At 41.3% G+C, this 12921-nt stretch carries 11 protein-coding genes; 9 read left to right on the top strand and 2 right to left on the bottom strand.

The window, feature by feature from the left end; translation table 11 throughout:
• Positions 1-3: 3 nt before the first annotated feature.
• The 3 genes from EVU92_RS13555 to EVU92_RS13545 are packed head-to-tail and all read left to right on the top strand — an operon-like array spanning position 4 to position 2139.
• Positions 4-306 (top strand): hypothetical protein, encoded by a 303-nt coding sequence (locus tag EVU92_RS13555; protein WP_130051665.1) that lies wholly within the window; start codon positions 4-6, stop codon positions 304-306.
• Positions 260-958 carry a 3'-5' exonuclease gene (locus EVU92_RS13550; RefSeq protein WP_130051664.1) on the top strand — a complete coding sequence of 233 codons (699 nt, stop codon included), beginning with the start codon at positions 260-262 and terminating at the stop codon, positions 956-958. Before EVU92_RS13555 ends, EVU92_RS13550 begins: the two co-directional genes overlap by 47 nt.
• A gap of 14 nt (positions 959-972) precedes the next feature.
• Positions 973-2139 (top strand): DUF3800 domain-containing protein, encoded by a 1167-nt coding sequence (locus tag EVU92_RS13545; RefSeq protein WP_130051663.1) that lies wholly within the window; start codon positions 973-975, stop codon positions 2137-2139.
• A gap of 380 nt (positions 2140-2519) precedes the next feature.
• Here EVU92_RS13545 and ltrA read toward each other — a convergent pair whose 3' ends face one another.
• Together ltrA and EVU92_RS13530 are read right to left on the bottom strand one after the other, a co-directional pair.
• Positions 2520-4004, bottom strand: coding sequence for a group II intron reverse transcriptase/maturase (gene ltrA, locus EVU92_RS13535; RefSeq protein ID WP_130051662.1), 1485 nt, complete (start codon positions 4002-4004; stop codon positions 2520-2522).
• Positions 4005-4645: 641 nt separating this feature from the next.
• Entirely contained in the window at positions 4646-4999 is a 354-nt protein-coding gene (locus tag EVU92_RS13530) for a DUF3147 family protein (RefSeq protein WP_130051661.1), read from the bottom strand.
• Positions 5000-5083: 84 nt separating this feature from the next.
• Between EVU92_RS13530 and EVU92_RS13525 the strand changes: the two genes are divergently transcribed.
• From EVU92_RS13525 to EVU92_RS13500, 6 genes are read left to right on the top strand one after another with little or no spacing between them, the layout of a single operon-like run.
• Positions 5084-5467, top strand: a complete 384-nt coding sequence (locus EVU92_RS13525) for a BlaI/MecI/CopY family transcriptional regulator (protein WP_028834938.1) — start codon at positions 5084-5086, stop codon at positions 5465-5467.
• A gap of 2 nt (positions 5468-5469) precedes the next feature.
• Complete coding sequence (locus EVU92_RS13520; RefSeq protein WP_126873597.1) at positions 5470-6459, top strand: M56 family metallopeptidase; 990 nt, start codon at positions 5470-5472, stop codon at positions 6457-6459.
• Between the two features lie 13 nt (positions 6460-6472).
• Positions 6473-7798: a TolC family protein gene (locus EVU92_RS13515; RefSeq protein WP_126873595.1), complete on the top strand. Its 1326-nt coding sequence runs from the start codon at positions 6473-6475 to the stop codon at positions 7796-7798.
• Positions 7799-7814: 16 nt separating this feature from the next.
• Positions 7815-9047, top strand: a complete 1233-nt coding sequence (locus EVU92_RS13510; protein ID WP_126873594.1) for an HlyD family efflux transporter periplasmic adaptor subunit — start codon at positions 7815-7817, stop codon at positions 9045-9047.
• A gap of 10 nt (positions 9048-9057) precedes the next feature.
• Positions 9058-12201, top strand: a complete 3144-nt coding sequence (locus tag EVU92_RS13505; RefSeq protein WP_126873592.1) for a CusA/CzcA family heavy metal efflux RND transporter — start codon at positions 9058-9060, stop codon at positions 12199-12201.
• Positions 12191-12886 (top strand): HupE/UreJ family protein, encoded by a 696-nt coding sequence (locus EVU92_RS13500; protein WP_126873610.1) that lies wholly within the window; start codon positions 12191-12193, stop codon positions 12884-12886. Before EVU92_RS13505 ends, EVU92_RS13500 begins: the two co-directional genes overlap by 11 nt.
• The last annotated feature ends 35 nt before the right edge of the window (positions 12887-12921 follow it).

The raw sequence follows: 12921 nt of genomic DNA, 5'->3' as shown, positions 1-12921 counted from the left end.
ATAATGAAGCTCTATGTCGTTGACATGAACAACGCAAAACATCATCTAAACATCACTGCTTCTTCAAGAGTTGAATTGGCGACCAAATTAGGAAGTGAAGTATTTACTATCGGATCACAAACTTTCCATGTAAAGAATGTCTTTGCTGAACGTAGTAATGATTCGATGCCAGCATCTACTGTCATTGGTGGGGCTTTGGGGCTTGTCGGTGGTATGCCCGGTGTTTTGATTGGTGGAGCGTTAGGTGCTTTATTTGGAAATGAAGCTGATAAGAAAGAACAATCGGCTATTGATGCATTTAACTAGCAAAGGTAAGGAGGCAGGTTACGTCATTATTATGGACATGATGAAAGGCAAAAATGGATTCCCTGCTGAAAAAATTGAGCATCCACTTATTGAACTACTGCTACCCAAACTAGAGTCTTATGAACATGCTGAAGAGCGCAGAATTTTCTACGTTGCTTTAACTAGAGCAAAACAACGGGTATTTATTCTTTCAATTGAAGAGAATTGTTCTGAGTTTGTAAACAAATTGCGGGGATATGGTAAGAAGTTAATTGATGAAACAAGCATAAAAGCTAGCCCAGACTCATTAAACGTTACTGATTTAAGTTGCCCTGAATGTAAAACAGGAAGACTTGTAAAGAATAAAGAAAATACTTATAGCTTTTGCGCAAATATCCCCCTATGTGATTATCGTCTCTACTATTGCAAAAAGTGCGGAGGCTCCAGAAAGCGGGTTGGTGAATTTCAAGTTTGCAAGGACAATCAATGTAATGCCAAAACACCTACATGTCCAAAATGCAGTGGAGATCTAAAACCAACTACTGGTAAATATGGTAAGTTTTGGGCTTGCTACAGTTGGGATTGCAATGGTTCCAAAGACTGGCGTATTTACGAGAAAGATGCCGATGTTTACAAGATGGAATATGAAGATAGCGTGCTATCTGGGAAGTAAAGGAATTCAATTTAATGTTACTAAGAACTAGCACGAAGCAGTATGAAATTTATTACGATGAATCTAATAATATCAGAAAACTCTATCTAGAAGGCGAGCAATACAATATAGATAAAGATCCTAATCAGGAATCTTCACCAATATTTGTTTTAGCCGGGGTTGCTTTCGATTCCAACAGTATTGAATTAGATTTTGAACAACTAAAAAAAGATCTACAGATACCTAAAAATAAGGAGAAAGGTAAGCAAGACAGAGAACTTAAATTCTCACATATGGCTAAGATAAGGGCCAAATATACGCCTATTGAAGCATTCAAGTACGCTTTAGGTAGCAAGCATTTTAAAACGCTTTTTAATCGACTTCTTTCGAACAAAATATTCATTCATTACGAGATGATCAATACCGTCTACTGGTCTTTTCTAGATATTATTGATGACCTAGTAATTTGCACTAAAGACCATAGAGATATTGTGTTACACGCAAAGTATAAAGATGCTTTGTATCGACTAATTAAATTGGATAAAGAAAATTTCTTAAATCTAATGAGTGAGTTTGATTTTCCCTATATCGAGAAAGGTAATTCGCTCGACTTCTTAAAGGCTTTTCATTCGTTAATACAAAAGAACTTAATGTTTATTTTGAAAACTGAAGGCCACGGCATCTACGCTCAGATGTTAATGATGCTAAGCACATTAACTATTAGGTGCATTAACATGTTTAGTGATGATTTTGAGTTTGAGTTGGTTTTTGATACAGAAAAAGGTGTGCTAATTAATGATCTATCTAATTTCTACATCAATCGAGTTCAGATGTTTCCGAATTCAAAGCATGTTATGGATAACGAGGAATTAATTGAAAATAAATTTAAAGAGTACAAAAACTGCGACAATAATTTTACTTCCTTAGATATTACCTTTGTTGATTCAAAACTATCTGAAAACTACCTTACGCAAATCTCAGATGTTGTTGCTGGGTTTATTCGGCTCTATTTTAACTTTTTGGAATACGCGAGTATTGATGAAGTATCTGTTTTCACATCAAACCTTAATAATCTACAAAAAGATAATTTAGAACTATTTAAAAAATTACTTGCCAGATCAATAGAGGAAAGTGAAATTCTGCTACATAGGGTCATAGTGCCAATTGATGAGCATAAAGCTTTTACATTATTAAAAATATAAGGCGGACAAGAAATGTAGCCTTTCAGTTATCAATGGACGGATATCAAAAGTGCCACTACTGTCTTTTGGTATTTCCGATTTGATGTCGAGCAATTGAGCGCATGAATTGTAATAACAGGTTGCTTTGTACTATTACCTATAATTTAGCGCTCAATTGGCGGTAATTAGCTTTATACAAAATTAGTAACATACTTTTTCTAAAAAGGTATTAGACTGACCACTATTTGTTGTTTGCCATGAACCGGACATTCAGGCGTAACTCTTTTCTGTCGGATAGACGACACCTGTTACCAAGTGTCGCCCTCCTAAGAACCGTACGTGCAACTTTCACTGCATACGGCTCAAGCCTTCACGAAGGCACCTAATTGGTACCCAGCAACTTATAAAGCAGCGAGATTAGGCTCATTCCAAGAGTTGCGGCATTGCCTCTTTGCTTTTCTCTTTGCCAAGTATTCTTGGTATAAAGGATCAAAAGGCGTAGCTTCACTCCTGATTTTCACATGTCTCTCTATTGGCACCTTAGCTATTTGAAATAGATTAAACTGACAATCCATGTTCATGTTCATGTTCATGCTCTTCTGCCAACCGTGAAATTGCCATTGGCCTCGACGGTTGATAAAGTACTTCATGGCGATCCAAGTTTTTGATTTTGTTGGATGACGCCTTTTAGCCCAATGCCATAACGCTAGAAATAGTTTGTGGCTCACATATCCGAATACTTGTTTGGCAACGCAATGGCGATAGTAATTCGACCAACCCCTGAGTTTCGGATTTATCAACTTGATTAGATCGTTAACGGGGGTAGTTGCGTGCTTTTTAATGAGTTCGCGCAAGTTACTCAGAAATATTAACGTGTTAGATTTGCTCGGTTTAATGAGCAGTTTTCCTTTGTACTTCCTATGGTTAAAGCCTAGGAAGTCAAAACCACGGCTAATGTGGGTAATGTGCGTTTTCTCTTCGGAGAGCGTTAAGCCTCTATGTGCTAAGAAGTCAGCAATCAACGGTTTGATATCGTTCTCCAGCACGTCCTTTGAAGTGCATGTGACTACGAAATCATCGGCGTATCCTATAAAGTTGGCTCTCGCCCCATTTTTAAGTGCGGTGGACTTAATGCGTTGCTCAAGACCTGCAAGAGTCATCAGCATCAAGGTTGGAGATATGATCCCGCCTTGTGGTGTTCCCTCGTCAGTGCGATAGAACAGCCCTTTGTCCATAAAACCAGACTTTAACCATTGTTCCAACATTCGTTTATCTACAGCTATATTATTCATAAGCCATTGATGCCCAATCTTGTCGAAACAGGCTTTGATATCTCCCTCAAGAACCCATTGCGCGGATTGCTTTTTACTCAAACAGAGAAAACACTGAGCAATAGCATCAGCAGTGCTTCTATTGCGCCGAAATCCGTAGCTATTTGGGTCAGCAAGTGTTTCTGACACAGGCTCTAGTGCAAGAAGGTGAAGCGCTTGTAGCGCTCTATCGACCATGCACGGGATACCCAAAGGTCTGAGCTTGCCGTTTTTCTTAGGGATGTAGATACGCTTGAGCGGTTTGGCTTGATAAGCCTTTCTGCTCAATTGATTGACTGCTTTCATGCGGCGCGTATCCGTATTCCAGATGACGCCGTCTATTCCGGGCGTTTTACTGCCTTTGTTTTGTGATACTCGCTTAACAGCAAGAAGTTTTGCCGAATGCGAGTGAGTCAGTATCCACTGCAACGCTTTCGCTTTGCTGTGTTTACCTTCTCTTGTTGCTTTTGCAATACGCATCTGAAGCTTTAAAACGTGCGACTCAACAGTTTTCCAATTTATGGATTGCCATTGAGCACTGTCAGGGGAGGCACTAATCTCTTTTGAAATCATCATTTGCGTTTCTCCTTGAATAAAGTTCTTCAAATTCTCTTGCAACGGAAGACCAGTCGGAAGTCAGCTCACTTTCGTGCCAGACAGACGTCTGTATCTGCATCATTACAATCCAGCCTTTGCTTTCTCCAACATCCTCTACCTGCATCACTATCGGCTATATAAGCTTTCCCAAAGGGAGTGATACAGGCTTACCGTGTTCCGTATGTTGCGCAATGTCAGGTTAGATGCCCGCTATAGTGCGGAGAGTTCAGTGATCACGAAAGAGCATGGGGCAATCTCTTTCCGACTCTCGTGCCTTTTGGCTACAGCGTATTAACCACTTCCGCTGTTTCATCGTATAACGCACCTTACGCGGATTCACTTATGTTCATCATACTGACTGCCTAGCACTCACCCGATTTGTGGTTATCAGGAGGATCGTCCTCTCACGATTAAGATCCCGATTGGCGCATACCAACCTTCGTTACATTGTCAGAGCCGCTACTTTATTCAGGCTCCTAGGATCATCTGGTGATACAGATGGTTCACTCATTAAGCGGTGAACAGCGCTTCATACGACTTCACGTCGCACGCCCCATTACGCGTTAACGTAAATACTCTAATGGCAGCTGTGGGGTGAACAAAGGACCTTGCTGTTAACCTCAAGGAAGCAAATCTATTCCAAACAGCTTCAGCAATAAAGAAAACAGCCAAAAGCAAATTACAGTTATTAATGAGCTGATGAGTAACGATAGCCAAAAACTGTAGCGCTGCATCAGCATGGGGAAAAGTAAAAACATGGGCAATGTGAGAAGTACATACCAAAAAGTGTACCAAGCATGATTGGCTATTTTCTCTGACGGCTGCTTTTCAACATATAACCAAATCATGGCTAAAATTGTGACTGTCGGTAAGGCCACTATGAGTGCGCCTAGTTTATCATTTCGTTTTGCTAGCTCCGATGCCGCGACAATGACCGTAGCGGTGATCAAATACTTAGTTATTAGCCAACCCATATAATACCCTTAAATCTAAAAACCGATTGCCTATCGGTTTTTGTTGTGGCAATATAGCCAGCGAATTAAATAGAGTAAAGTGTTATGCAATTAGGTGAACTAGAAAAATTAGTGCTTCAACATTTCTGGAATGTCAAAGAGGCGGATGCAAAGCAAGTACATAAAGTACTGGGGTTAGCTCGTGGTAATTCGTTAAATACTATCCAAAGTACGCTTGATAGGTTATTTAAAAAAGAATTACTTAAACGCACTAAACAAGGCCATGCGTATTGTTATTCAGCCAGAGTAGATCGTGAAGGCTTAATTGCTCAACTTATTTCAAATGTAACCAGTGACTTTGTTGATGATGGTGAAAATAGCTTAATTGCTGCGTTCAGTTCTGCTTCGGCACAGCTTAATGACGAACAACTCGATACATTAGAAAAAATGATCGAGAAACAACGCCAGCTAAGAAAGGAACGGGCTTAATTATGTTAGTTGGAGATATGGCAATCGTTCTAAATTTGCTCAGTGTTTCAGTGCTTGCATTTGTGATCGGTATTGCAACTGTTGCTGTCGTATCTCGTTTTGTGTTGTTCAGACTCAAACAAGTCAGTTTTAATAGTCAAAAGTTTATATTGTGGTCACTAGTGAGTGCACCTTGGTGGATAGCCTTTTCTTGTATTGGTTACTTTATGCCTTACTCGTTAGGGTTTGATAAAGTTTTTAACATAAGCTGGTTCGAAGATTTTGCCCATTGGCACCATATCGATATTTTTAGCTTTTCAAGTTGGCACGCGTTAACCTTACTTTTAGCACTAATCTATTTAGCTTGGCGCGTAACTAAGACTACCTTTGTTAGAACCAAACAGTCCATCGCATTATCGAGTTTACTAAGCTTTACTGATGCACAAGGTGCTAGGACGACTAATGGCAATCAATATTTATTGATGCCTGTTAAAGTGCCTGTTGCCTTTACTACAGGTTTTATATCTCCCAAGATATATGTATCAACCGGACTACAAACCCAAGTTAGCGATGAACAACTTAATATCATCGTTAATCATGAACTGGCCCATGTAACGGCAAGAGACCCGTTATTTAAAGTGCTTTTCACGGCACTTGCCAGCTTCTATCCGTCACGTATAAAACAAACCCTAATCGAGCAATATGTCTTAATGACGGAAAAGATGGCCGACAATGAGGTCACAAAAGAATACGACCACCTTGATATCGCACAGACATTAATTGATGTCGCTAGACTTCAAAAAGCACTTCCTACGGACTGCGATCAGGCGTCTGTTAGCTACTTCGGACATGATTACACGAGTCTTCGTGTTGAGGGTTTATTAAATCCAATTAATAAACCGTCACTTACTACTATCATCATTACTCTAGCATTATTGGCAACTATGCCAGTACTAGCGGCATCCACTGTCGATAGTTTTCATCACTTTATCGAAACTTTTTTCATCCATTAATTAAGGATATGGAATGAGATTTAATTTTTATAAAAGCAACGGAAAAAAACCGATCGGCAATCGGTTTTTGGCTGTTGGTCTAGTTTTAACAACGGGGGCTGGTTTAGTAACATCAACTCCCTTTTTGGCTAATGCGCAGTCCCAGCAGCAATTACAGTCATCACATCAGGTTATAAATTTAAGCAAGGCTGTGACCATGACTCTACAAAGTCATCCTGAGCTAAAAGCCTTGATAGCTCAAGAAGCTGTGTGGCAAGGTAATATCGAGCAAGCTGGCATTGGAGAGCGTCCTCAAATAGGTTTAATGATTGAAGATGCGTTAGGGACAGGTGAGCATAGCGCATTACAAAGTATGCAATCAACGCTCACATACTCTTGGTTGCTTCAACAAGATCAAATTGATGGCAGAGTTAATGCGGCAAAAAGCCAAGCAAATGCAGTAATAGTAGAGCAAAAAATAAAAGCCCTCGATTTATCTGCGATTGTTGCTAAACAGTTTGTTGAAATCTTGATAAAGCAAGAGCGCTTGAAACTCAATCAATTAGCGGTGTCTCAGGCACAGGAAGTGGTTGACGCTATTGCCAAAAGAGTAAAAGCGGGTAAAAGTTCCAATGTTGAAATGCGCTTGGCTCAAGCCGAGCTGGTTCGAAGAAATCTCGCTGTAGAAGATTTAGAGCACGAATTAAAAGCTAGTCATTATCAACTGTCATCCTTATGGGGCAAGCCTCAGGCTGAGCTTAAATTAACTGGGAATTTAATGCTTAAGCCGGAAATTCCCTCGGTAGAAAGCCAGCTAATCAAGCTTAAGCAAGTCCCACAAATACAGCAGTTTGTTAATGAACAACGTATCGCTCAGTCTCAAATGGAGCTTGCACGCATTGAAGCAAAACCTCAGTGGCAACTCACTGCGGGATTGAGACGATATGAAGCGACAAATGACTTTGGTTTAGTAGCGGGTATATCTATTCCTTGGGGGAATGACAATAGCAATGCAGGAACAATAGCGGCCTTACGCGCAAAACAAGATGTACTGGCAACTCAGCAACAAGCCTTAATGCAGAAACTGGATGCACAGCTATATGTGCTATTACAAGAAATGGCGCATTCCCACCATGTCATTGAAACGATTCAAGCTGAAATTATTCCCGTACTAGAAACCGCATTGACTGAAGCAAGTCAGGCATTTGATATCGGTAAGCTTAGCTACAACCAGTGGAGTGATATACGTAGAGAGCTGCTCAGCGCCCAAAATCAGTTACTTGATGCTTATCAATCTTTGCATTTACAACATATTGAAATTCAACGCCTAACTGGCGTGCCCGTTAGTGATAGCGAGTAAAACCATGAGTAAATTTATGAAAAATAAAAATATTCTGTCGTCATTGAGCTTGGCGATTATTATCTCATTCACAGGTGTCGTCGCACCTAATGCTATTGCAGCATCAACACCTGCGGCAGAGCAAGCTGAACCAGAGAAAGGTCCACACCGTGGGCGCATGTTACGAGATGGTGATTTTGCCATTGAACTCTCTATTTTTGAAACTGGTGTGCCACCAGAGTTTCGTGTTTGGGCGACAAATGATGGACAACCTATAGACCCAAAGAATGTCGATTTAAACGTAAAATTAATTCGCCTAGGCGATGGCACTGATGATATTAACTTCAATGCTCAAGGTGACTTTCTTCGCGGTGATATGGTGATTTATGAGCCTCACTCTTTTGTTGTTGCCATTGAAGCAACTTATCAGGGTAAAAAGTACAATTGGCGATATGACAACTTCGAGGGTCGCACCACAATTGAACAGGCAGTTGCCGATGCAATGGAAATCAACACTGAAATCGCAGGCCCTGCGACAATTCATCAAACCATACCCGCTTATGGAAAATTAAGTTTACCTGTGGACGCTAAGCGAAACATTGCTGCGCGTTTCGATGGTGAAATCACCAAATTACACGTCAATTACGGTGAAATTGTTAAAAAAGGGCAAACGCTATTCACAGTAGAAAGTAATGAAAGTCTTAAGCCCTACGTTATTAAAGCGCCCATTAACGGTGTTATTACCCAGTTATTCGCAAACGCGGGTGAGCAAACTAATGGTAAAACCTTACTCACCATTACCAATCTTAATCGCCATATTGCCAAATTAGCGGTTTATCCTTCGGATTATTCCAAGGTTAAACTGGAAACGCCAGTTACGTTAAACATTGAAGGTCATGAGGACCCCCTTGTAGGTGAGGTGTCATTTATTGAACCTAGCGTGAGAGATGATCAGGCAAGAATAGTTTGGGTCGAATTAGAAGGTCGTAACCTTGCCGAAGGCGGCTTCGTAAAAGCTGACATTGAAGTTGCAACCATTGATGTGCCACTGGCTGTAAAGCGTGTTGGCTTACAAGGTTTTAGAGACTTTACTGTTGTTTACGCCAAAGTGGGTGAGCAGTATGAAGTTCGTATGCTTGAGTTGGGCCGCACTGGAGGCGAATGGATTGAAGTATTAGGTGGCCTAAAAGCGGGAACCGAATACGTGACCAACAATAGCTACATCTTAAAAGCCGACATTGAAAAGTCTGGCGCATCACACGATCACTAGGAGTGTATAAATGTTGGAGTCAATTTTACGCTTTTCAATAAAGCGCAAATTCCTTGTCATGGTGATGGTGTTAGCTGTGTCAGGTTTGGGTATATGGAATTTTACCAAACTACCGATTGATGCAGTGCCTGATATCACCAATGTGCAGGTAATGATCAATACCGAAGCGGCTGGGTTTACGCCATTAGAAGTTGAGCAAAGGGTAACTTTTCCGTTAGAGACCGCATTGTCGGGTTTACCGGGGTTAACCTATACCCGCTCAGTTTCTCGTTATGGCCTATCTCAAGTGGTTGCAATATTCAGTGATGATACTGATGTCTATTTTGCCCGTCAGCTTGTTAATGAGCGTTTATCAGCGGCACGCGCTGAGTTACCGCTGGGCTTAGAGCCTCAACTTGGGCCAATTGCGACAGGTCTTGGTGAAATATTCATGTTCACTGTTGATGCTGAGCCTGATGCTACACATGCTGATGGCACGCCTATTACACCAACGGATTTACGAACCGTACATGACTGGACAATAAGACCACAGTTAATGCGGGTGCCGGGTGTAGTAGAAGTGAACCCGATAGGCGGATTTGAGCGTGAAATATTAGTCGCTTTCAAACCTGAAAAGTTACTTGCTTTTGGGCTGTCACAAGCCGATGTGGTTGATGCAATTTCGCAAAACAACCAAAACCAAGGTGCAGGCTTTATTGAGCAAAATGGCGCACAGTGGTTGTTAAGGCTGCCCGGTCAGGTTACTGATATGACTGCCATTGGTAATATTCCGCTTAAGTCGCTTGATGGTTCATCAATTTATATAAAAGACGTAGCCGATATTGAAAACGGCAAAGGGCTTAGAACTGGCGCTGCTACACAAAATGGTCGTGAAGTGGTGATGAGTACGGTATTTATGCTTATTGGCGAAAATAGCCGCACAGTAGCTCATGCCGTGGGAGAAAAGCTCAAGGAAATTAACGCCACTTTACCAGAAGGTATAGTCGCAACTGCTGTTTATGATCGCACTAAATTAGTAGATAAAACGCTACAAACGGTTCAGCTTAACCTGATCGAAGGGGCGATATTGGTTATCGTTGTACTCTTTGTGCTACTGGGTAATTTCAGGGCTGCATTTTTAACAGCCTTAGTGATCCCATTTGCCATGTTGATGACAGTAACAGGTATGGTACAAACTCGCGTGAGTGCTAACCTGATGAGTTTAGGCGCGTTAGATTTTGGTTTGTTAGTCGATGGTGCCATTATTATCGTGGAAAATTGTCTTCGCAGGCTAAGTCAAGCAGGAAACAAACCTCTGCCGCTAAAAGAACGCATGGAACTCGTGTTCGAAGCCACAAAGGAAGTCATACGTCCAGCGCTATTTGGCGTGTTTATTATCACCGCTGTTTACTTACCCATTTTTGCTCTTGAGGGTGTTGAAGGCAAAATGTTCCACCCGATGGCGATCACCGTGGTTATCGCGTTACTTAGCGCTATGGTGTTATCGGTTACCTTTGTACCCGCTATGGTTGCCTTGTTATTTAAAAAGCCTGTGAAAGAAAAACATAGCCCAATAATTCGTGGTGCTACTGTTCTTTACAAGCCTGCTTTAAACTGGGTTTTAAAAGCCCGTTGGTTCGTTGTTATAGCCGCAACAGTATTAGTGGGTTTCTCAGGTTATCAGGCAACTAAGTTAGGTAGTGAATTTGCGCCTAATTTGGATGAAGGTGATATTGCCATGCACGCGCTGCGAATTCCGGGTACGTCATTGTCTCAAGCAATCGCGCTTCAGGAATCTTTAGAAGATAAAATTAAACAAATGCCAGAAGTTGAACGCGTCTTTGCCAAAATAGGCACTGCCGACGTTGCAACTGATGCCGTTCCGCCAAGTGTCGCAGATAACTTCATTATCCTGAAACCTCGCGAGTTGTGGCCTGATCCAGATAAGACAAAAACTCAAGTTGTAGAAGAGTTAGCCGCGCTAGTAGAGCCAATTCCGGGGAACCGATATGAGTTTTTACAGCCAATACAAATGCGTTTTAACGAATTGTTAGCTGGGGTGAGAGCTGAACTTGCGATAAAAGTGTTTGGTGATGACTTTGATACGTTGACTACGTTAGGCAGTGAGATAGAGGGTGCAATCTCTCAGGTTGAAGGTGCCGTAGATATACAAGTTGAGCAAACCACTGGTTTACCCATGCTTAATCTTGTGCCAAATCGTGAAAAACTGATGCAGTTTGGTATTAGTATTAGCCAAGTACAGTCTCAAGTGGCAATGGCTATGGGCGGTACAGTTGCAGGTAAGTTTTATCAAGGCGATGTGCGCTCAGATATTGTAGTAAGGCTCACAGAGTCCAAACGTAATGATATCGATTCAATACCTTATTTACCGATAACGTTGGCTGATGGACATACAGTACCACTTAAAGAATTGGTTGATATTGAGCTGATATCGGGTGCTAACCAAATAAATCGTGAAAATGGTAAACGTAGATTGGTAGTAACTGCCAATGTTCGTGGTAGGGACTTAGGTAGTTTTGTTGCAGACATACAAGCAGCCATTAATGAAAACGTTGAAGTACCTGCTGGTTATTGGGTGGAATATGGCGGCACTTACCAAAAACTGCAATCCGCTTCAGAGCGCCTGAGTATTGTTGTACCTGTCACTTTAATCATGATTGTTGGTTTATTAATCCTCGCCCTTAACTCGTTTAAAGATGCCATGATCATCTTTACGGGGGTTCCGCTTGCATTAACTGGTGGTATTGCTGCGCTGTTACTACGTGATATTCCGTTCTCAATTTCGGCAGCGGTTGGCTTTATCGCCTTATCGGGCATCGCCATCCTAAATGGACTGGTTATGGTGTCGTTTATCAGAGAACTGCGCAAAGATGGTTTGGCACTTGATAAAGCAATCTTTGATGGTGCGCTGACGCGTCTTCGACCTGTGTTAACAACCGCACTCGTTGCTTCATTAGGTTTTATTCCTATGGCGTTAAATACAGGCATAGGCTCGGAGGTTCAGCGGCCTCTGGCAACAGTAGTCATTGGTGGCATTATTTCGTCAACGATTTTGACTCTGTTTGTCATCCCTGCCTTATACAGAATTTTACATAAAGAAAAGGAGTCTATTTTGACTGATGTTGAAGTATTGGAGTCTCAAGATGCCAAGTAACATGATTAAAGTACTGACTTATCTGACGATTGCGCTGTTAGCGCTTGTCAGTATCGAAGCTTTTGCTCACGGAGTCGATGATAAAACCAGAGCATTTTTAGAGCAAAATAATGGAGTACAGTTTATCCCGTTTTTATATATAGGCGCTAAGCATATGATAACGGGCTATGACCACTTGCTGTTTTTAGTCGGTGTTATCTTCTTTTTATATCGTAGCCGTGACGTACTGTTGTACGTCACCATGTTTACTATTGGGCATAGTACAACCCTGTTATTTGGTGTGTTAAGTGACATACAGGTCAATGCTTATTTAATTGATGCCATTATCGGTTTTTCCGTAATTTATAAGGGCTTCGATAATCTAGGTGGCTTTAAGCTTTGCTTTAATTGGCAGCCTAATACCCAATGGGCGGTGCTGATTTTCGGTCTGTTTCATGGCTTTGGTTTAGCTACCAAATTACAAGAGTTTAGCCTAGCTGATGAAGGTCTTATTACCAACCTGATTGCCTTTAACTTAGGTGTTGAACTTGGTCAATTTGCTGCGCTCGCACTTATTTTGATCATGATAAATGCATGGCGAAAACTGCCTTCATTTCAACGCTTTTCGACAGTCACAAATACCGCACTAATGAGTGCTGGTGTGATGTTGATGGGCTTACAACTTGCTGGTTACTTTACCATTTAATCGATTTTTAACTTATAGAAATACAGAAATAAAAG

It is taken from the genome of Pseudoalteromonas sp. MEBiC 03485 (genome assembly GCF_004195145.1).
Taxonomy (GTDB): Bacteria; Pseudomonadota; Gammaproteobacteria; order Enterobacterales; family Alteromonadaceae; genus Pseudoalteromonas; species Pseudoalteromonas apostichopi.
Note: the sequence above shows the minus strand (reverse complement) of the source record. Positions and strands in the feature narration are given on the sequence as shown.

Coding starts and splice junctions, on each gene's coding strand:
- EVU92_RS13555 (WP_130051665.1), top strand. CDS start 4: ATGAAGCTCTATGTCGTTGACATGAACAACGCAAAACATCATCTAAAC.
- EVU92_RS13550 (WP_130051664.1), top strand. CDS start 260: ATGAAGCTGATAAGAAAGAACAATCGGCTATTGATGCATTTAACTAGC.
- EVU92_RS13545 (WP_130051663.1), top strand. CDS start 973: ATGTTACTAAGAACTAGCACGAAGCAGTATGAAATTTATTACGATGAA.
- ltrA (WP_130051662.1), bottom strand. CDS start 4,004: ATGATGATTTCAAAAGAGATTAGTGCCTCCCCTGACAGTGCTCAATGG.
- EVU92_RS13530 (WP_130051661.1), bottom strand. CDS start 4,999: ATGGGTTGGCTAATAACTAAGTATTTGATCACCGCTACGGTCATTGTC.
- EVU92_RS13525 (WP_028834938.1), top strand. CDS start 5,084: ATGCAATTAGGTGAACTAGAAAAATTAGTGCTTCAACATTTCTGGAAT.
- EVU92_RS13520 (WP_126873597.1), top strand. CDS start 5,470: ATGTTAGTTGGAGATATGGCAATCGTTCTAAATTTGCTCAGTGTTTCA.
- EVU92_RS13515 (WP_126873595.1), top strand. CDS start 6,473: ATGAGATTTAATTTTTATAAAAGCAACGGAAAAAAACCGATCGGCAAT.
- EVU92_RS13510 (WP_126873594.1), top strand. CDS start 7,815: ATGAAAAATAAAAATATTCTGTCGTCATTGAGCTTGGCGATTATTATC.
- EVU92_RS13505 (WP_126873592.1), top strand. CDS start 9,058: ATGTTGGAGTCAATTTTACGCTTTTCAATAAAGCGCAAATTCCTTGTC.
- EVU92_RS13500 (WP_126873610.1), top strand. CDS start 12,191: ATGCCAAGTAACATGATTAAAGTACTGACTTATCTGACGATTGCGCTG.